Origin of the sequence: Hyphomonas sp. (assembly GCF_046313735.1) — a bacterium.
Taxonomy (GTDB): Bacteria; Pseudomonadota; Alphaproteobacteria; order Caulobacterales; family Hyphomonadaceae; genus Hyphomonas.
On sequence record NZ_JBKBXW010000001.1, the window covers coordinates 52913 to 72518 of the forward strand.

General features: G+C 64.4%; 20 protein-coding genes and 2 tRNA genes. 4 read left to right on the plus strand and 18 right to left on the minus strand.

Annotation, left to right across the window (positions count from 1 at the left end):
- Positions 1–64 precede the first annotated feature (64 nt).
- The 3 genes from ACK4SV_RS00250 to ACK4SV_RS00260 are packed head-to-tail and all read right to left on the minus strand — an operon-like array spanning position 65 to position 2575.
- Entirely contained in the window at positions 65–976 is a 912-nt protein-coding gene (locus tag ACK4SV_RS00250) for a polysaccharide deacetylase family protein (protein WP_409915774.1), read from the minus strand.
- Positions 963–1907 (minus strand): polysaccharide deacetylase family protein, encoded by a 945-nt coding sequence (locus ACK4SV_RS00255; RefSeq protein WP_409915775.1) that lies wholly within the window; start codon positions 1905–1907, stop codon positions 963–965. Before ACK4SV_RS00255 ends, ACK4SV_RS00250 begins: the two co-directional genes overlap by 14 nt.
- Positions 1904–2575 (minus strand): isochorismatase family protein, encoded by a 672-nt coding sequence (locus tag ACK4SV_RS00260; RefSeq protein ID WP_409915936.1) that lies wholly within the window; start codon positions 2573–2575, stop codon positions 1904–1906. The genes ACK4SV_RS00255 and ACK4SV_RS00260 overlap by 4 nt, the downstream gene beginning before the upstream one ends.
- Positions 2576–2702: 127 nt before the next feature.
- Here ACK4SV_RS00260 and ACK4SV_RS00265 point away from each other — a divergent pair, with 127 nt between their 5' ends.
- The 3 genes from ACK4SV_RS00265 (at position 2703) to ACK4SV_RS00275 (ending at position 6570) form a co-directional block, all read left to right on the plus strand.
- On the plus strand, positions 2703–3146 hold the full coding sequence (locus ACK4SV_RS00265; RefSeq protein ID WP_409915776.1) for a DUF1330 domain-containing protein: 444 nt from the start codon (positions 2703–2705) through the stop codon (positions 3144–3146).
- 143 nt (positions 3147–3289) lie between these two features.
- Positions 3290–5473, plus strand: coding sequence for a TonB-dependent receptor (locus ACK4SV_RS00270; protein ID WP_409915777.1), 2184 nt, complete (start codon positions 3290–3292; stop codon positions 5471–5473).
- Between the two features lie 5 nt (positions 5474–5478).
- Positions 5479–6570, plus strand: coding sequence for a VOC family protein (locus ACK4SV_RS00275; RefSeq protein WP_409915778.1), 1092 nt, complete (start codon positions 5479–5481; stop codon positions 6568–6570).
- 37 nt (positions 6571–6607) lie between these two features.
- On the opposite strand, the gene ACK4SV_RS00280 is transcribed toward ACK4SV_RS00275, so the two are convergent.
- From ACK4SV_RS00280 to ACK4SV_RS00315, 8 genes are all read right to left on the minus strand, one after another.
- On the minus strand, positions 6608–7246 hold the full coding sequence (locus tag ACK4SV_RS00280) for a hypothetical protein (RefSeq protein WP_409915779.1): 639 nt from the start codon (positions 7244–7246) through the stop codon (positions 6608–6610).
- 136 nt (positions 7247–7382) lie between these two features.
- Entirely contained in the window at positions 7383–7781 is a 399-nt protein-coding gene (locus tag ACK4SV_RS00285) for a hypothetical protein (protein WP_409915780.1), read from the minus strand.
- Between the two features lie 127 nt (positions 7782–7908).
- Positions 7909–8151, minus strand: coding sequence for a BrnA antitoxin family protein (locus ACK4SV_RS00290; RefSeq protein WP_409915781.1), 243 nt, complete (start codon positions 8149–8151; stop codon positions 7909–7911).
- Positions 8152–8270: 119 nt separating this feature from the next.
- Positions 8271–8347 (minus strand) — tRNA-Arg (locus tag ACK4SV_RS00295).
- A 133-nt stretch (positions 8348–8480) separates the two neighbouring features.
- Positions 8481–8789 carry an ETC complex I subunit gene (locus ACK4SV_RS00300; protein WP_409915782.1) on the minus strand — a complete coding sequence of 103 codons (309 nt, stop codon included), beginning with the start codon at positions 8787–8789 and terminating at the stop codon, positions 8481–8483.
- 84 nt (positions 8790–8873) lie between these two features.
- Entirely contained in the window at positions 8874–9794 is a 921-nt protein-coding gene (locus tag ACK4SV_RS00305) for a CFI-box-CTERM domain-containing protein (protein ID WP_409915783.1), read from the minus strand.
- A 224-nt stretch (positions 9795–10018) separates the two neighbouring features.
- Positions 10019–10095, minus strand: a tRNA-Pro gene (locus tag ACK4SV_RS00310).
- A gap of 101 nt (positions 10096–10196) precedes the next feature.
- Complete coding sequence (locus ACK4SV_RS00315; RefSeq protein ID WP_409915784.1) at positions 10197–11081, minus strand: acyl-CoA thioesterase; 885 nt, start codon at positions 11079–11081, stop codon at positions 10197–10199.
- A gap of 230 nt (positions 11082–11311) precedes the next feature.
- Here ACK4SV_RS00315 and ACK4SV_RS00320 point away from each other — a divergent pair, with 230 nt between their 5' ends.
- Positions 11312–13102, plus strand: coding sequence for a long-chain-acyl-CoA synthetase (locus ACK4SV_RS00320; RefSeq protein ID WP_409915785.1), 1791 nt, complete (start codon positions 11312–11314; stop codon positions 13100–13102).
- Between the two features lie 208 nt (positions 13103–13310).
- Here ACK4SV_RS00320 and ACK4SV_RS00325 read toward each other — a convergent pair whose 3' ends face one another.
- The 7 genes from ACK4SV_RS00325 to ACK4SV_RS00355 form a co-directional block, all read right to left on the minus strand.
- On the minus strand, positions 13311–14018 hold the full coding sequence (locus tag ACK4SV_RS00325) for a TetR/AcrR family transcriptional regulator (protein ID WP_409915786.1): 708 nt from the start codon (positions 14016–14018) through the stop codon (positions 13311–13313).
- On the minus strand, positions 14015–15535 hold the full coding sequence (locus ACK4SV_RS00330) for an NAD(P)/FAD-dependent oxidoreductase (RefSeq protein ID WP_409915787.1): 1521 nt from the start codon (positions 15533–15535) through the stop codon (positions 14015–14017). Before ACK4SV_RS00330 ends, ACK4SV_RS00325 begins: the two co-directional genes overlap by 4 nt.
- A gap of 13 nt (positions 15536–15548) precedes the next feature.
- Positions 15549–16511, minus strand: coding sequence for an alpha/beta fold hydrolase (locus ACK4SV_RS00335; RefSeq protein WP_409915788.1), 963 nt, complete (start codon positions 16509–16511; stop codon positions 15549–15551).
- Positions 16508–18205, minus strand: a complete 1698-nt coding sequence (locus ACK4SV_RS00340; RefSeq protein WP_409915789.1) for an N-acyl-D-amino-acid deacylase family protein — start codon at positions 18203–18205, stop codon at positions 16508–16510. Before ACK4SV_RS00340 ends, ACK4SV_RS00335 begins: the two co-directional genes overlap by 4 nt.
- Before the next feature lie 30 nt (positions 18206–18235).
- The gene (locus ACK4SV_RS00345) at positions 18236–18490 is read right to left on the minus strand and encodes a hypothetical protein (protein WP_409915790.1); all 255 of its coding nucleotides are present in this window, start codon (positions 18488–18490) and stop codon (positions 18236–18238) included.
- 12 nt (positions 18491–18502) lie between these two features.
- Entirely contained in the window at positions 18503–18745 is a 243-nt protein-coding gene (locus ACK4SV_RS00350) for a hypothetical protein (RefSeq protein WP_409915791.1), read from the minus strand.
- A 113-nt stretch (positions 18746–18858) separates the two neighbouring features.
- Positions 18859–19542 carry an extensin family protein gene (locus tag ACK4SV_RS00355; RefSeq protein WP_409915792.1) on the minus strand — a complete coding sequence of 228 codons (684 nt, stop codon included), beginning with the start codon at positions 19540–19542 and terminating at the stop codon, positions 18859–18861.
- Between the last annotated feature and the right edge of the window lie 64 nt (positions 19543–19606).

Consider the following 19606-nt stretch of genomic DNA (forward strand, 5'->3'; position numbering starts at 1 on the left):
AATGATCTGCCTGCGAATGATGCGAGCGCGGTGGTGGCCGCGCCCATGAGCAGTCCGCGCCGCGTCATGGGGCTGCCTCCGCAAAGGCCGCCGCGACGCCGGATGCCGTTGCGACCTCAAGGCCTTCCATTGCCGCAAGGCCGTGCAGAACGCGCGTCAGCGCCGAAATCCGAAAGGGCAGCCCCGTCACATAAGGGGTCAGCGTGAAGCCGAAACATTGCGCGCCGCGTGTCTCATGCTCGGCCACGGTCTGCGCGGCGGCTTCAAGGATCTGGCCCGCCCAGGAATCTTCCGTCTGCGAACGGGTCGTCAGCATCAGGAAGTCCGACAGTTCATGATGGTTCGGCAGGCAGGTCAGCGCGCCATGCGCCGTCTGCATGGACAGCGGCCTCTGGTCGCTCTCCCAGTCGAGGCAGATCGTAAAGCCCGCCTCGCGGATCAGGTCCGGCGTGCGGAAGCTCTCATTGCGCGCCGGGCTCATCCAGCTGACGGCATCGGGGAAAACGTCGCGGGTCTCGCGCACAAGCGCGCGTTCTTCCTCTTCGCTGAGGCCTGCATGATGGATATGCGCGGTGGAAACGCCGTGTGCGGCAATTTCGTGCCCGCCGGCGCGGATGCGCGCGATCAGCGGCGGATAGCGCCGGGCGAGGTCTGCATTAACCGCAAAGGTCGCCTTCAATCCGGCCGATTCCAGTTCCGTCAGCAGGCGGAATACGCCCACGCGGTTGCCATAATCGCGCGTCGTATAATGGCGCAGGTCCGGATAGGGCGTCACCATCGCGCCTGGATGCTTGAAGGGTTTCGCTGGCGGGTCAAGCGGAAAAAACTCAAGCGGAACAATGATGAAGGTCATCGCCTTCGCGCCGGATTTCAGCTGCAGCGGCGCGCGCCGGTCGGCGGGCTCCCAGCCATAGCGGTCCTGGTCCATGCCATGGGCGCGGCGGGGATAGGCGAGGTAGTCCTCAGGCAGGGGCAAAGCCGGTCCCTCCCGTTGTAACGCCGCGCGCTTCGATGTCGGCGAGGCTCTGGTCCCAGTAATGCTCGCGGAAATGCGCGGCGATTTCCGCGCCCGTGGTGATCCACACATCATCTGTATGTGCGGCAATATGTTTCAGCGCGGCCTCGAACACACGGATCCGGTGTGGCTGGCTGACGAGATAGGCATGCAGCGGAATGCACATGACGGTGCCGGAGGTATCGCCCTCCTTCAGCAGCTGGTCAAAATGCCGGATCAGCACATCCGTATACCGCTCCGGACTCCATCCCTGTACGGAATAGGTGATGACGTCGTTCACCTCCAGCGAATATGGCATGGAGACGAGCCGGCCCGTTTTCGTTTTCAGGGGCTGGGGCTGGTCGTCCTGGAACAGGTCGCAGGAATACCAGAAATCATGTTCCGCGATCAGGTCGAGCGTACGCTCGGTATGCGTCAGGGCCGGGGCGAGATAGCCGCGAATACGCTCGCCGGTCGCGGCCTCGACCGATCGGATCGAATCCTCGATCACCGCCCGCTCCTGCGCCTCATCCATCCCATAGGAGAAGCGGGTGTTGTAGATGCCGTGGCTGAAGAATTCCCAGCGGCGCGCCTTGCACGCCTCGATGATTTCCGGGTGATGGTCGATGAGGCCGATCGACAGCGAGATTGACCCCCGCATATCGTACTTATCCATCAGGTCCATCAGCCGCCAATGGCCGATCCGGTTGCCCCAGTCGCGCTGGGAATATCCGGTAATGTCCGGGTTCGGACGAGGCCAGGGCGCGCGTTGCGGGTTGGCTGGCGGGTCGAATTCGTAATACTCTATATTGGGCGCGATCCAGAAGGCGAGCTTCTTGCCGCCCGGCCAGCGGATTTTCGGGCGCCCCTCATAGGGCCAGTAATCATAGAGGTTCGGATCAGGCTGCGTCACTTCGCATAACCCTCGATCCAGGCCTTCACCTCAGCCACCTTCACGACATCGGCATATTTGATCAGCAGGTCGGTGAGGTTCGCGAAGTGAAAGCTCTCATGCTTGTCGGCCACGCATTCGATGGGCACGATGGTGCGATAGCCATGGCTCAGCGCGTCCACCGCCGTTGCGCGCACGCAGCCGGAAGTGGACCCGCCGGTGACAACGACCGTGTCCACCTTGTGCCAGGTCAGGAAGCTCTGCAGCGGCGTTTCGAAAAAGGCGCTGGGCATACGTTTCGTATAGACCGCGTCGACGCGCCGGTCGATGGTCAGCCGGTCGTCGAACTCGGCGCGCTCTGATCCGTATTTGATGTTCTGGAGCGAATCCGGCGTATCCGTCCGTGTGCCCCATATACCGGCATCGGCGGCATTCTCCATATAGGCCACATGCGTCCAGATGACGGGCAGGCCTTTTGCGCGCGCGGCGGCTGAGATGTCGTTGATATGGGTTACCTGGTCCGGATCGGTGATGTAGGCCGTCTTCGGGTAAAGGTCCGGCCGTGTATAGGCTTTCTGCGGATCGACATTGATAATGGCGAGCTTTGTGCCGAAGCCGAATTTCGCCCGGGCGGGGTTTGCCAGCGTCTCCTCGAAGATCTGCCGGGCGGTCTTGTCCGAGAGGGTCATGGTGGGCTGTGTCGGATAGGCGCTCATGGGCCGTGGGTCCTCGCTTGCCAAGTCAGGCTTTCTCAAATGATATATTCTTTCCGGTCCGTCGAGCCCGGAATTGCAATTTCCCCCGAAGGAGACGCCGGTGCCTACCAGACCCCAGTTTACCAGAGCCTTGCTCGCCGCGGCACTGTTTCTCGCCGCCTGCGCGAGCCCCGGCGCCCCGGCGCCTGCACCTGTGGCCGCAGTCGAGGCGCCGCCGCAGAATTCCGGTGAGGATCCCGGCGTCTATATGATCGTGCTCGGCACGGTGTTTGACCGGCCGGCCTTCATGGCGGGCTATGCCGCGAAACTGCCGCCGCTGTATGAGCGGTTCGGCGGGCGCTATGTGGCCCTGACGGGCCAGCCGGGCATCCTGGAAGGCACGCCCGGCTTTGAAAGCGTGGTGATGTCTCACTGGCCGAGCGAAGCGGCGGTGCGCGGATTCTGGACCAGCGAGGAATATGAGCAGCTGATCCGCGACCGGACAGAGAATGGCTGGGGCGAATTCACCGTTGTGATTGTACCGGCGCTGCCATCTGCCCGCTGACGGGGCAGGGGCGCCTTCGCATCGTGCAGGTGCAGCCGGGGGGCGGTTGACTTTGACCGGACATATTGTAGCTGTGGATGAGTAAAAGATATATCATTTAACGAGGCGGGGACGTACCCCGTCCCAACTCGCCGGAGGTCAATATGCGTTTCAGAACATCGCTCACGGCTGGCGCAAGCCTTGCCGTTCTCCTGTCGGGCGCAGGCATGTTGCCTGCGTTTGCCCAGGAAGACCCTGCTGCCGATACCGATACCCGCCGCCTCGGCGCGATCACGGTGACCGCTCAGCGGACGGAAGAAAACCTGCAGGATGTGCCCGTTGCCGTCACGGCGCTGGATGCACGGATGCTCGAGGACAAGCAGGTCGCCGACCTGCTCGACCTGCACACGCTGGTGCCCAATATCAACATGGCCACCAATACCGGCACAGCCAATGCGGCGCGGATTTTCCTGCGCGGCGTGGGCGAGGATGAAAGCCGGGGCGCGGTGGACCAGGCGGTCGGCATCTATGTTGACGGGGTTTATGTTGGCCGGTCGGTCGGCTCGCTGTTCGATGTGGTGGACCTCTCCTCCATCGAGGTCCTGCGCGGGCCGCAGGGCACGCTGTATGGCCGCAACACGATTGGCGGCGCAATCAAGCTGACCTCCGTGCGCCCGCAATTCGAGAATTCGGGCGATGTGCGGGCAACACTGGGCAATAATGGCCGCTATGATGTGCGCGGGACGGGCAATTTGCAGCTCGGCGAGCGCACGGCCCTGCGCGTGACTGGCCTGCTGCGGGAGCGCGATGGCTTCCACGACGTGATCCCGAACGGCGGCAATGCCGACCAGCGCCGCAACGGCGTCGGCGCGCTGCATGTGATGTCCGTGCGCGGCAGTCTTTATACGGAATTCAATCCGGACTGGTCGTTCCAGCTGACGGCGGACCATACGCTGGACCGGTCGGACCCGATCCCGGATTCGGTGGCGCCGGGCAATGATGCCGACGGCAATATCTTCACCATCGAGCCGATCCCGGGCATAGTCTGCACAGCCGGATCGACCGCGATTGGCTGCTTTACCGGCTATGACCAGCGCGCCAAGACGACCGGAGTTTCCGGCACGCTGAAAGGCGATGTTGCGGGCCTCGATTTCACCTCGATCACCGCCTATCGCGAGATGGAAGACAACCTCGTCACGCGTATCGGCTCTCCCTTCCGTCAGGCGACCGACCAGAACCAGTTCAGCCAGGAGTTCACCCTCGGCGGCAAGGGCGACAAGCTCGACTGGCTGCTGGGCGCGTTCTATTTCACCGAGGATATCACGCTCAATACCGTGTTCGTCTTCCCCTTCCGGATTGATACGAGCACAGATTCCTACGCCCTGTTCGGCCAGGGCAGCTATGCCGTGACTGATGCGCTGAGCGTCACGGCTGGCCTGCGCTATACCTCGGAAACCAAGGACTTTTTCGGCCAGAACTTCACCCTTCCTTTCAGCCGCAGGGACAGCGCCGACTTTGACAATGTGAGCTACACGATTGGTGCGGATTACCGGTTCAATCCGTCCGTCCTCGGATATGCGAAGTATTCCACGGGCTTCAAGTCCGGCGGCTGGTCGCCCGATGCGTTCAGCGGCACGGCGGTGTTCCTGCCCGTGGATGAAGAGACGCTGAAATCGGCCGAAGTGGGCCTGAAGACGGACCTGTTCGACAACACGGTGCGGCTCAATGTGGCGGCGTTCTTCAACCAGTATGAAGGCCTGCAGATCGGCGCGACGGTGCCGGGCGTAGGCTTTACCCGGTTCAATGTCGATGAGACGGAGATCAAGGGGCTTGAAGTCGAAGGCGTCTGGCAGATCACCGAGAATTTGCAGCTGAACGGAAACCTGGGTCTTCTGAGTGCGGAATATACCAGCATGAACGGCGACCAGGCGCGCGGGCTGACCAACAATGGCGCTGGCTGCCCGGCGGGCACGAATGCGGCGGACAATGCGCAGATCATCGCCTGCGCGCTGGGGCTCGAACTCAAGAATGCGCCAGAATACAAGGCTACACTCGGTATGCTCTACACCCGCCCGCTGGCGAATGGGGAGCTGGTCTTCTCCGGCGATGTCAGCTTCGAGGATGACACCTGGAGCCTTGTTGCCAACTCGCCGCCGCATGCGCTGACGCGCGGGCCGACGCTGCTGAACGCCCGTATCAAGTATGAGTCTCTGGCCGGATGGTCCGTGGCGCTGTGGGGCAAGAATCTGACGGATGAGGAATACTGGCGCGCGGCGTCTGCCGGTTCGTTCACGACCTATGCGTCAGAACCGCTGACTTACGGCATCGATATCGGCTGGAAGTTCTGATCCGTATGCGGCCTGTGAAGTCCGCACTGCTGGCAGCCCTGGCGCTCGCGCCGGGGCTGCTGTGCGCCTGTGTGGCCGTGTCGCAAACGGTCACTCCTCCGCAGGCGGAGGAGATGGTGCGGCCCACGCCAGTCACCACGAAGCCCTGGCTGATGGCGACGGCGAGCGTGACCGATCTTGAGGTTTCCGCGCGTTTCTTTCGCGAGATTGGCGGCTATGAAACGCTGTGGCAGGGGGCGCTTTCAGGCGAAGAGATTGCAGCCTTCGGTCTGCCGGAAACTGCCAGCGGCGAAGCACTGGTGCTGGCCGCGCCGGGGGCGGCGCATGGCTGGGTGCGGCTGGTGCGCTTTGATAATGCCGGGCGGAAAGTGCCGACGCGGCCGGGGGCAAGGGCGTGGGATACAGGCTGTTTCTGGTCACTGATGGTGCGGGCGAAGGATATGGAGGCGGTGTATGATGATGCCATCGCCATGGGCTGGTGGACGCATACGCCGATCACGGACCTTAATTTTGGCGACTCTGTGCTGAAGGTTGTCGTGTTCCAGGGGCCGGATGGGTTGCAGGTGCAGGCCTATGAGCGCCTGTCGCCGCCGCTGCCCGAAGCGTTCGGGCCGTTCGGGCGGATCAGCCAGCCTTTCAACATCATGCAGATGACGCGCGACCGGGAAAAAGTGCGTGTGCTGATGGAGGATGTTCTGGGCTTTGGCCGGTTCTGGTTCGGGGCGCCTTATGTGGATGCTCAGCCCACGGATATGCCGCTGGGCATACCGCGGAACCTGACAACATCGGTGCCTTACAAGGCCGCGATTTTCGAGCCGCAGCCCGGCGAATTCGGGCGGATGGAATACATCGAGATCGTCGGGCTGGAGGGGCATGACTTTGCGGAGCGTTGCCGGGCGCCGAATCTCGGCTGGCTGTCGGTGACCTATCCGGTGGCGGATGCGGCGGCGGCGGAAGCGCTGATCCGGGCGCGGGGGTGGGAGATTGCCTCGGCGCGGCGGGAGGTGGCGCGGGGGCCGTTTGGCAGTGCGCAGGTGTTCTCCATCCGCGCGCCGGATGGCGCATGGATCGAGTTCCAGGGGCCGGTGGCGCCCTGATAAAGTTAGTAAAAACAGAGTATTAAGATTATCCGTATCAGGATGTGTTTGCCGGCATCGGCGGCCCGCAAAGGTGCGCGGCGGCGACAGATGCCTGCAGGCAGAGCGCAGCGAAGGCGGCGCGCGCCTCGGGCGCCAGCTCGGGTGTGCGCCCGCCGGGGGCGTCCTCAAGGCTGGCGGCGAGATGCGGCGGGCGGCCGCGCGCGGCAAGGCGGGCGAGGCGCAGGGTTTCGGATTTGATGTTGCGCTGAAGGGCGAGGAGCGCGGCGAGGCGGCGGCGCACGCGTTCTGCAATGAGGGCGGGATCGGGCGCGGCGCGGTCTGTGGCGGCGGCGGTGCTGGCGGGGGCTGCGCCGGGCATGCGGGGCTGGCGCCGGGGTTCGCCGAGGCGGAAGCGGGGGCTGCGCGCGGAGGCGGGTGATCCGGGTGCGGAGGGGTCGCGGCCCTCGGCCTCACGCTCGCGCGGGGCGGGCAGCAGCATGACAGGCAGGGCGGCGGCGATGATCCACAGGCAGCGGCGCATCATGGCTTCGGCCGGCGCGATCATCCATTTGAGGATGCGGCGCGAGACTTCCGGCGCAGGGGCCGGCCCCGCCGCCGACAGGGCAAGGCCCGCCTGGCGGATCAGCTGGCTGATCAGGGCAAGGATCGCCGGAGGAAGCGCAGGAATGCTCATGACCCCCATTATGCCACAGCCCGGAAGGGGGAGGATAAGTTTGCAGGTTTTTCGGGTAAGGCGTTGGAGGGGATGGAGTTTTTTTCGCGGGGGTGTGGGATAAACCCCTGTTGCACCGGCCTTCCGGCGCCGCCATTCAGGGTTCCCCGGGGGGCTTTTTCCAGAAGAACAGCAGGTAGATGACGCTGATCCAAAGAATATAGTGGGCCGCATTGATGAAGATTGCCGTGCCCTCGAACAGCCATGACTGGCTGAGCTGGAGCAGTCCCTCAGCGACCGGCGCGCGGTCCGCCTCAGGAAGCGCGCCGATGCTGTCGAGCGCGACGCGCTTGAAGTTCGACTCGCGCAGCATCATGCCGAAGATAGCCAGCATGCCGACGGCGTAGCAAACGAATGCGAAGAACTTCAGTTGCAGGCTGGCGCGATTTAGGAAGTAATAGGTGCCGGCAATCATCGCAAAGTTGATGGAGATCATCTGTCCGAACAACGAAGCGACTTGCTGGTCGGCGGAGCGCACGAGGACAAGCAGGTCCATACCATCAGTCATAGCGGCTCCCTCACCACGCAAGGAAATAGCCGGAATAGGGGCGGCTGGCTAGCCGAGGCCGTTCGGTGGATTGTGCGGTCGGTCCGGGCAGGAGGCTGCTCTTGAGGAGCAGGGGTCAGACGCCGATCACCTTGCGCAGAGCTTCGTCGATGCGGCTTTGCCAGCCGGGGCCGTCTTTCTTGAAGTGCTCGATGACTTCGGGGCTCAGGCGGATCGTTGTGCTGATTTTGGTCTTGTCGGCCTTCGGGCGACCGCGCTGCACCCTGGCGGCGGCGAACTTTGCCTGCCAATCCGGGGTGGAGAGGTCGGGGGCGTCATTCTCTGAAACGCGGCGTGTAGGTTTTTTGCTCTCGCTCATTGTCCAGCCCCCTGGCTTCCGGCGTGGCGCTTGGCGTGATCATACTCGATCTGCATCTATTATTGTTACTACAATAAACGGTGGCGCGCGATTGTGTAGTATCAGAAATAATGTGCCCCTGGCGACCCCGGCAGGACTTGAACCTGCGACCATTCGCTTAGAAGGCGAGTGCTCTATCCAGCTGAGCTACGGGGCCTCTGGGCCGGTGGGGCACCTATAGCATCGGGCCGGTTGCCTGAACCAGCCCGGTGCGCGAGGTTTGATTTATTCCGGCGTTCTGGCGGAAACCGGGTCCCGCTTCTGGCAGGGCCGCTGTAGCGCGGGGGCGCTCAGTGAGTCCATGGCTGTTTGCGGCCGGCCGAGAAGTTGTCGGCATAGGATTTGACGAGGCGTTTGCGCTCGCGCGGCTCTTCGACCGTGAAATTCAGGCCCTCGCGCTCGGCATAGGCGATGGCCTGCTCGCGCGTTTCGAAGCTGAGGCGGACCTGGCCGGAGGTGTCGTCAATGCCGCTCCAGCCCATCAGCGGATCGGAGCTGCGGCGGGCGCCGGGATTGACGAGTTCCAGCACCCAGGCGCGCGTGTTGCCGCGGCCCGATTGCATCGCGCTCTTGGCGGGGCGGTAGATGCGCGCTTCCATGGGAGAGCCTCCGGGCGGGGGGTGAGCGATTGGTCAGCGCGGTGATTATCCCGCTTCCCGCGCCGCCGCAACCTGCGCTTAGCTTCAGGCGTGCGCGGCGGCGAGCCGGTTCATGCCGCGTGTGTAAAGGGCGCGCGCGGCGCGGTTGGCGCCAAGGGAGGCGGCGAGGGCGCTCGGCAGGATGAAGCGCCAGTATTCGCGCACGGCCGAAGCCGGATCGCGGCGCAGGCGACGGGCAATCTGCGGCGCTTCGTCATAATAGCGGGCAATGTCGGCTGCCCCGCCCGGCTGGCGCGCGAGCCAGCCATCGCGGAAGCGGCGCAGGGTGCGCAATTCCCAGCAATCATCGGCGAGCCCGATGACGCCGCAGGTGGCGGTCGTCAGGAAGCAGTCGTCCTTGACGGGGATTGGCGTGCATTCGCGCCCGATATAGCGGTTGGCCAGATCGACAGCCCTGGTTCTGGCAAACTGTCCTGACGCAAAAGCCGCCATGCTGCGATCATATTGGAGGACGGCCCGGTCTGCCTCTGTATCGCCAATGAGTGTCAACAGGATCGCGGAGTCCTCCACGTGCATGTCGTACCACCCGCCATAGAAGGAGATTGATCCGGATGCGTCACGGACGCAGGATTGTTCAAACTCATGGTTGTCAATCTTCAGCGTTGCGCAGGGCCAGCGCGATGGGATGTCCGAGATGATTGCGTTTTGGCTTCTATGGTTCAACGTTCCGCCAAAGAATGTAAATACCATTTCATAAACCAAAACGGGGCCGCCGGCTTCGAAAGACAAGGCCCGTTCGGGGGACGCTGTCTCCGGCTGGAGGAAGACGCGGTGAGCAACGGTTTCGTCAAATGAATTCCGCCTGATCTCGGTGATCACAGACGCGGCATTACTCAGCTTTGTCTCTTCCCGGCAAACCGGCGTTTCTGCCTGGGCGAGGGAGGCTGCCGGCACAAGGCCAAGGAGGGCCAGCGCGGCGGCGGTTCTTTTTCTGATTTGTTTCATCTTGTCCCTCTTCCCTGATGTCGTGTTGCGCGCCCGGCTGATGGGGGCTGCGCATGAGTCCCCGCCCGGACGATTGCTGAGCGGGCGCCCGGCGTCAACGACCGTTCAGCCCCCGATCGGTCCGGATACTTTCCCGGGAAAGCGGCTGGATCAGGGCGCAGATGAGGCGCCGGGGAGGGCAGAGTGGACCCAGATTGGGATTCTATCTGGCCAGCGGGGAGAGATGGTCGGAGCGATAGGATTCGAACCTACGACCCTCTGGTCCCAAACCAGATGCGCTACCAGACTGCGCTACGCTCCGGAGTCCCGGTGTAATGAGATAGCGGGCGGGCGCAAGGGGCTTTTGGCGGCGGGGTGTGGGGCTTTTGGGGCGGGGTGTCAGGGTTTCCGTCAGCTTCCCTGTCAGGTTCTGGGGCGGAACTTGGCGTTGCGGCGCATCAGGCCTTCCTGGGCGACCGAGGCGACGAGGCGGCCGGACTGGTCGAAGATCTGCCCCCGGTTGAAGCTGCGCCCGCCGCCTGCATACGGGCTGTCCATCGAATAGAGGTGCCATTCATCGAACCGGATGGGCGCGTGGAACCACATGGCATGGTCGAGGCTGGCAGACAGCAGCTCGCCCGTCATCCAGGAGACGCCATGCGGGCGGTTACCCGTGCCGAGGAGGGCCATGTCGGAGGCGTACGCCATGAGGCAATGGTGGAGCCAGGGCGCCTCGTCGATCTGGCGGGCGACGCGGAACCAGAGGTGCTGGACATCCGAAGCTTTGGCGGGCTTCAGCGGATCGAGGGGCTCGATCTCGCGCATTTCCACAGGGCGGGGGCGGAGGAAATGGCCGCGATGGCGCTCTGGCACCTGCTCGGCGAATTTGCGGCGCCATTCGATGCGGTCTCCCAGTGATTTGGGGCTCGGCACGCCGGGCATCGTGTGCTGGTGGTGCCAGCCTTCCTCGGCCGTGTGGAAGCTGGCGGCGAGATTGAAGATCTGCTTGCCATGCTGGATGGCGACGACGCGGCGGGTGGTGAAGCTGCCGCCATCGCGGGAATGGTCGACCTGGTAGATGATCGGCACGGAGGGGTCGCCCGGGCGGATGAAATAGGCGTGCAGCGAGTGGCAGGCGCGGTCTTCCGGCACGGTGCGATAGGCGGCGACGAGCGACTGGGCGATGACCTGGCCGCCGAAGACGCGCTGGCTTTCTTCCTCATCCGGGCTCTGGCCGCGGAACAGGTCATGCTCGAGGCGTTCGATGTCGAGGAGGGTGAGGAGGTCGCCCACGGGATCGGTGCTCATGGCGGGGCCTTTCTTGCGGTGTTTATCTTTGTGCGGCGCAGCAATTAGCAGAGACCGGGCGCGAGGCCAACTGCCGGAGCGCCGGGCAGGTTTCCCGAGGGGCAGGCCGCAGGGGAAATCGGCGGGTATGGTTAGCGAAATCTTTGACATTGCGTGAGAGTGTTACAATCTACGGCCCAACGACAACAATCACCGGTTTTGAGCCCAGACGCTTTGGGAGGCGCATTTTCATGAGCATTGTTTCGGTTCTGGCCCGGGAATTCCGCTTCTTCCAGGATGTGCAGCTCGTGCAGAAATGGACGGGCGATATTTCGCCGGACTCGGCTCATCTGCTGGCGGACGATATGGAGCAGGCGGCGGACAAGTTCGCCGGCAATCTGGCTTTCCGGTTTGAAGGCCATTCCATGACCTATCGCGAGTTTGATGCGCTGGCCTCGCGCTTTGCCAACTGGGGGCTGGGGCAGGGCCTGAAGGCGGGCGACTGCGTGGCGCTGTTCATGGAAAACCGTCCGGACTATGTGGCGGCATGGACGGGGCTGGCGAAGATCGGGGTCGTCACGGCACTGATCAATCACAATCTTGAAGGCGAGGCGCTGGCGCACTGTGTCAACATCTCCGGCGCGAAGATCATCCTGACCGGCGCGGAGCAGGACAGCGCCGTGCGGGGCGCCGCCGGGCTGCTGAGCGGGGCGCCCGAAGTGTGGACACTGGGCGGGGGCGTGGGCAAGGACCTCGTGGTGGGGCTGGCGGCTCTGTCCGAGGCGCGGCCTGACAAGTCGCACCGCGCAGGTCTTCTGGGTAAGGATCTTTGCCTCTATGTGTATACGTCCGGCACGACGGGCCTGCCCAAGGCGGCGCGCCTGACACAGGCGCGCACGCAGGGCATGATGCGCAGCTTCATCGCGCCGTGCCGCATCACGCCGAAGGACCGGGTGTATGTGACCCTGCCGCTCTATCATGGCACGGGCGGGCTGTGCGGGATCGGACAGGCGCTGAACACCGGCGCGGCGGTGATCCTGAGACGGAAGTTTTCGGCGAGCGGGTTCTGGGATGACTGCGCCGATGAGGGCGTGACCTCGATCGTGTATATCGGCGAGCTCTGCCGGTACCTGCTCAATTCGCCGCCGCACCCGAAGGAGCGCGCGCACAATATCCGCACGGGCTTTGGCAATGGCCTGCGCCCGGAAGTGTGGGAGCCGTTCCTGGAGCGGTTCAATATTCCGCACCTCGCCGAATTCTATGGCTCGACCGAAGGCAATGTGAGCTTCATCAATTTCGACGGCAAGCCGGGCGCCATCGGGCGGATTCCGGGCTGGCTGAAGGGAAAGTTTGCGCATATCGCGTTTGTGAAATTTGACGTGGAGACCGAAGAGCCTGTGCGCGGGGCGGACGGGTTCTGCATTCGTGCGGATGCGGACGAACCGGGCGAGGCGCTGGGCCAGATCGGCGATGATGTGCGCCAGCGCTTCGAAGGCTATAACGACCGACAAGCGACCGAGAAGAAGCTGCTGCGCGACGTGTTCGAGAAGGGTGACCTCTGGTTTCGCACGGGCGACCTGCTGAAGCAGGACAAGCACGGCTATATCTATTTCGTTGACCGGATCGGCGACACCTTCCGCTGGAAGGGGGAGAATGTCTCCACCAATGAGGTGGGCGAGGCGCTCTCGCGCATTCCCGGCATTGCGACGGCGAACGTCTATGGCGTGCCTGTTCCGGGGGCGGACGGCAAGGCCGGCATGGCAGCCATCACCACCGAGGGCGAGGTGGACTTTGCGGGGCTCTACCATGCGCTGGCGGAGAAGCTGCCCTCCTATGCAGTGCCGCTATTCATCCGTGTGCAGAAGGAAGCTGAAACGACCGGCACGTTCAAATACCGCAAGGTGGACCTTGTGACCGAGGGCTTTGACCCCGACAAGGTGGGCGAGGATGCGCTGTGGATGTATGATCCGGAATCAGGGCGCTACCAGCCTGTGAGTCAGGAACGGTATGACCGCGTGCTGGCGGGTGGATACCGGTTCTGAGGTTTTCGTGAATTGAGTTGCGTGTGTCGCGGCGCTCAATCTATACAGCGCTTGTCCCGGGACGATACGCTCATCCCGAGCCGGTACGCTCATCCCGAGCGAAGTCGAGGGATGGGGATGTGGGGCCGTGGTCGCGGCCCGGCTCGTCCTTCGACTTCGCTCGGGATGAGCCTTCCTTGATGGCGGCGATTGTCGGGCGTTGCTTGAGTTAGCGGCTGATCAGCATTTTCTGATAGCTGGCGGTGCGCGCGGCGAGGGCTTGCTGGCCGCTGGGGGTGGCGGCGGCGGTGAGCAGGAGGGCGTAGCCGAGGCCGACCGAGGCCATCAGGTCTTCCGTATCCAGAACACCGGCGGCCCAGGAGAGGAGCGTGCCGGCGGCGAGGTTTGACAGCGAACGCTCCAGCAGCGGGATGTTGACCTCTGGCTTCAGGAGGCCTTCGGACTGGGCGGTTTCGAGCAGCGCCCACCAGGCGGCCTGGGTCTGCGCGCGGCGTTCGGGGCTGGCGAGGCCGGTCTCGTCGCCTGTCCCGCTTCCCAAGCCGGCGCCGAGCAGGGCGCGCCAGAGAGGGCGATAAAAGTCCGGGTCCTGAACAAAATAGCCATAGGCGATGGCATGGGCCTCGAAGATGCGGTCGATGGCGCTGCGCACTTTCAGGCGTTGGAAACGCTGCACGAAATCGCGTTCGTCTTCCAGAACCGCGAGCATCACCGCGCGTTTGGAGCCGAAGAGATTATAGGCGGTGGCGACGCTGACTTCGGCGCGGCGGGCGAGCTCGCGCATGGGCACATTCGTGTCGCCGGTCTCACGGATGAGATCGCGCGCGGCGCGGCGGATGCGGGCGCGGCGCTCGGCCTTGGCTTCCTCGCGCCGGCCTGTGGCGGGGGCGGTCTCGGTGAGGGGCGCGTCGGTGCTCATGCGGCCTTGAGCTCGGCGGGCGTCTCGCGGATCATGTCCGCCTGCGGATCAATGGCGAGGGCGGCGAGCATCTCGTCGCGTGGCGGACCGGGCTCCGGCGGATAGGCCGCCGCGTTGAGACGTTTACCGCGCGCCCAGTAATAGAGGACGCGGGCGAGATTGCCGGGGCGGCCGAGCCATTTTTCCGGGTGTTCGAGCATGTGGAAACCGCGCAGCGCGGCGCGCAGGAGGGCGACATCGGAGCGCACCGCGATGCGCACGCCGTCTTCCACGAAACTCTCCATCATCCGGGAACGGAAGCTCTGCCTGTGTCCGGGCGTGAGGGTCTGGCGGGCGCGCTTGATGGCGCTGCGGTCCTGCCGGCGCTGGGTGAGGTAATAGGGGCGCAGTTCCGCTTCGAGGCGGGCATGATAGGCGCGGGCGCGGGCGGCGGGGTCCGCCGTTTCGTCGAGCGATTTGCGCAGGGCCTCGGCGCTGACGGCGGCGAAGGAGCAGCCCCGGCCATAAAGGGGATTGGTGCGGATGACCGTGTCGCCGAGGGGGAAATAGCCGCGCGCGGCGGGCTTACCTTCCGGCGCCATATCGCGCCAGCGGCTGACAAGGTCGCCCATGCCGAAGACCTTGCTGGTGGGGATGGCGCGGGTTTCATTTGTCCACGGATAGAGGCCGGGCAGCATCAGGGTGATGCGGTGGAACACGTCCGGATCGAGGATGGATTTGCGCAACTCCATCTCGATTTCGGGGATTGCGATGGTGATGGAGAAATTGCCATTGTCGCCCGGGAAGACGCCGAATTTGAGATAACCCAGATCACCCGTACCCGGAGGGTTGGTCTTGCGGTCTGGCTCGTCGAGGCCGGGCAGGAGGCGGTAATGCCTTGTGAAATAGAGGATGCCGGCGGTTTCGGCTTCCTCGGTGATGGCGGCGCCTTCCTCGATGAGCTGCTCTATCGTGAAGCCGCCCTTACCGGAGGCGTCCACGATGACGTCTGCGGTAAGGGAGACAGGCGCGCCGTTTTCCTCGCCCTCGACGCCGGTGACGTCGAAGACGCCGTCAGCGCCTTTCGAGGTGATCAGCTTGCGGACGAGGAAGCCGGAGCGGATCTTCACGGTGCCGAGCGTTTCGACATAGCGGCGCATGGTGAGTTCGAGCGTGGTGCGGCGGCTGGTGAGGATGGTGAGTTCTTCATCCTCCGGGAGCGGAACATAGGTTTTCTGCTGGTCGGCGGTCAGCATCATCTCGAAGGGCAGTTCGCGCACGCCGCTGGCGAGCATTTCCTCGAGCAGGCGCGGATGCTCTGCGCGCAGGATGGTACGCAGGCGGGCGAGGAAGGCGTGGCTCTGGCGGAGGTGGCCGACACCGGTTCGCTTCCAGCTGCGGAAGGTTTCGTCTGGGTCGTTCGCGGGCGCGGGGCCGTCGCGCTCCAGCAGCGTGACGTCGCGGCCCGAGGAGGAGAGCATCAGGGCGGTGCAGAGGCCGCCGATGCCGGCGCCGATGACAAGGACGGATTCGCGCATCGTGGGGCCTCCTTCAGCCGTCGATACTTTTGAGGAATTCGAGGATGGCATCATTGACCGCATCCGGCGCTTCCTGCTGGGTCCAGTGGCCGATGCCGGGGATCATGCGGTTGATGCGCAGATCCTTGACGAAATGCGGCATCATCTCGATGGCGGCGGCGGCCATCATCACGACGCCGTCCGCCGTGCCGGCGACGAACATGGCGGGCTGGTGGATTTCCATGGGCGCGCCTTCGGTGAGCTGCCAGTGGAGATCGTGATTGCGGTAATAGTTGATGGGGCCGCGCATTCCGGAGGCCTTGAATTCGGCGACGTAGAAATCGAGATCGGCGTCCGTCAGCCAGGCCGGGAGGGTTTCGGGGTAAGGCAGGCTGGTGAGGAGGTCGTCATGCTCGCTCTTGGGCGTGAGCTTGGTGAGGTCTGTTTCGCCCGCCGCCATGATGAGGAATTTGCGCAGGGCGGTATACATGTCCTTCTCGAACTCGGCCTCCGCGACGCCGGGTTCCTGGAAATAGAGCTGATAGAAGAACTGGCCCTTGAACATCTCGCGCAGCATCGGCATGGGCTGGACGGGTGAGCGCGGCATGAAGGGGACCGATAGTCCGCCTACGGCGCGAACTTTGTCCGGGTGGAACAGCGCGGTGGACCAGGCGGTCGGCGCGCCCCAGTCATGGCCGATGACGATGGCGGTCTCGTGGCCGAGGGCCGGGATGAGGCCGATGATGTCCTTGATCACTTCGGTCTGGACATAGTCCGTGATCTGAGGGGGCTTGTCGCTCTTGCCATAGCCGCGCATGTCGGGGGCGGCAACATGATAGCCGGCGGCCGCGAGCGGGGCGAACTGGTGGCGCCAGGAGTACCAGCTTTCCGGGAAGCCATGCAGGAGCAGCACGAGGGGGCCGGAGCCCGCCTCGGCAACATTCAGCTCGATCCCGTTTGTGGCGACGCGGCGCTGGGTGACGCCCGGCCAGCTCATGCGGCCACCAGGGGGCGGGTGTTTGCGGCGGCGCCGGGCAGGACTTCGCCGCGCGCGTCCTGATAGCCTCCGGCGGCTGTCCAGGCGATGCCGCCGGAGACGATCACAGTCTCCACGCCGCGCGCTTCGCGGACATAGCGGCTGCCATCGCCGGGCACGTCCTGGACGAAGACTTCCTCGCCCCGGTCAATCGTGGCGGGATCGAAGACGACGATGTCGGCGACATAGCCCTCGCGCAGCAGGCCCCGGTCCGGGATGCCCCAGATGGCGGCGGTGTCGGAGGTGATTTTCTTCACCGCATCCTCAAGGCGCATGGCGCTCAGGCTACGGACGAAATGGGCGAAGAGGTAGCCGGTATCGCCATAGGTGGAGAAGGAGAGGATGTGCGCGCCGCCATCGCTGGCGCCGATATGCACGCGGGGGTGTTTCAGGAGGCTGCTGACGCGCTCATTCGAATTGTGGCCCATATCGGCGGCGAGGAAGTGGGCGTCGAGCTCTTCTTCGAGGGAAAGGTCGATCATCGCTTCGACGGGGGTTGTCTTGCGCAGCTTTGCGATCTCGCCGAGCGTCTTGCCGACATATTTCTGGTTGGCTTCGGTCTTCACCTGCCGCAGGCGGAGCATCGGCCAGAGGGTGGACATGGCGGCTTCGGCCTCGGCGACGAGGTTCTTGCGGTTCTCGGCGTCCCTGAAGGCGGCCATGATTTCCTCCGGCGTGCCGAAGCGGATGATGCGATACCAGCTGCGCATACGGATGAAGAGGAGGCTCGGCACCGCGAAGCTGAAGGAAATGTCGATGGGGCGGGTCTGGACCTGGGGCCAGACGCGGGCGCCGCGGGCGAACTGTTCATCGACGCGGGCCATCACGCGCTCGACCGCGTCGGTATTGTCGGCATTGACGAAGAGGGGCGAGAAGGTGGTGGGGATGGAATATTTCAGCGACAGCTCGGCGAGCTGGTCGAGGCGGGCGATGGTGAGGTCGGCGTCATAGAATTCCGGCACGATCTGGAGGATGCGGCCATATTCGCCGAGAACGCTGGCGAGAGCATCGACTTCGGCGGCATCGGCATAGCGGCTGGGCACGGGCTGGAGGCGCTCGTCCATGTCGACATAGGAGGTGGAGAGGCCGATGGCGCCGGCATCAAGGCATTCGCGCAGGACCGATTTCATGCTTTCGATTTCACCCGGATTGGCGGTGCGCTCCATGGCTGCGTCGCCCATCACCCAGAGCCGGATGACGCTGTGGCCGACGAGGGGGGCAACGTTGATGGCGAGGCCCTTGCGGATGCGGGTGATGTATTCGGAGAAGGTTTCCCAGTCCCAGACGACGCCTTCCTTGAAGGCCTTGTAGGGCATTTCTTCGATCTGGTTGAACATGCCGACGAGCTTCATCCGGTGATCGGCTTTCAGCGGGGCGAGCGAGAGGGAGCAGTTGCCGGGCACGATGGTGGTGACACCGTGGGAGAGGGCGGGCCTGGCGGCGCCGTCCCAGAGGAGCTGGGCATCGAAGTGCGTATGCGGATCAATGAAGCCGGGGGCAACGGCGCGCCCCGAGGCGTCGATTTCCTTGCGGGCCTTGCCGGCGATCTGGCCGATCCTTGCGATACGGTTGCCGGTGATGGCGATATCGGCGCGGTAGGCGGGCAGGCCGGAGCCGTCCACTATGGTGCCATTGCGGATAACCAGGTCAAACATGGGCCACTTCCTCCTCGTGGGATATTTTGTTCAGCTATTCTCTGCCGGCAGGCCGGCGAAACGTTCAGATGAGGCGATGAGCGCGTCGCGCACGTGCAGCCAGCTGGCGCCGATCAGGGCGTCGGGCGTCTGGGCCTGGCAGGTCTCGATCAGGGTGCGGGCGGCGAATTCGTCGAGGGTTATCTGGGCGGCGCCGCCATTGGGATAGGCGAGCGTGACGAGCAGTTCGGCCTCCCCGTCATGGGCGGCGGCGATGTCGATGCGCTGGATCACGGCCTCGTGCATCTTGGGTGCGTATCAGGTGCGGGCGACCGGAGGCTCGACGAAGATCACATCGCTGGGAAGGATCGGGTTACCGCCCCTGACCCCGCCAATGGCGCCGGCGGCGCGCATGAAGACGTGGAGGTTCCAGCTCTGCAGGGCGCCGGTGGCGGCGGCTTCGTCCATGTCCGGCAGCTCGCGCGCGGCGATGCTGGCCCAGGTGTCCCCGGCCTGAGGCAGGATGGAGCGGCGCACGCGGGAGAGCGTGGATGCGGTCATGGCGGGTCTCCGGAGTCGGGCTGTCCGAGAAAATTAGAACATGTTCCAATTTTGCTCGCAAGAGGCGACGCCGGGGAAGGGGGTGGGGTATGTGAGGGCGGGCGGGGCTGGCCTCACCGGTAAAGCCGGCCCCGGCCCATGTCGAGGTGGAAGTGGTCGGCATGGGCGGCGTTGTAGTCGGGGCCGAGGGTGACCGAGAAGAGGCCGCAGGCGCCCTGGTGGACGCGGGCGAGGAAGTCGCCCTTCGCGGTGCCGTCTTCCCAATGGGCGAGGACGGTGACGGCGCGGCCATCGGCGAGGCGGAAGCCGGAAATGTCGATGGCATTGCCGAAGGCGTGCTGTGAGATGCGGCCTGAGCCGGCGATGTTGCGGCAGGAGAAGCTGCCAAAGGTCTCGATGCGGGCAAGCTCTGCGCCGAGGAGTTCGGCGGCGGCCGGGGCGACGATGTGGCGTTCCCACATATGCAGCGCGGCGGTCTGGGCGCAGGTCATGCGCAGGGGCGCGGAATAGGGCGTCAGGCTGCGGCCGAGGGTCAGGGCATCTGTGAGGGCGCAGCGGGCGCCGGGCGGGGAGTCCTCAAGGGGGAGGTATTCTACGCCGGCCTCGTCCAGCGCGGTGAAGCAGGCTTCGCGGTCTGATTTCAGGCGGGCGAGCTGGACCTGGGCGGCAAGGCCGGGCGGCTGGGTGAGGTCTGCAGGCTCCAGCGGGTTGTGGCGCGCGGGCACGGCGCGCAGGAAAACCAGCACGATGGCGCCGATCAGCCCGGCATAAAGCATGAGAATCAGGGTTTCACGCATATTCGCAGCTGGGGCCTTCGAGCTTTGTTAACCCTGCGCCGGTTTCTGTTAACCTGCGCACGTC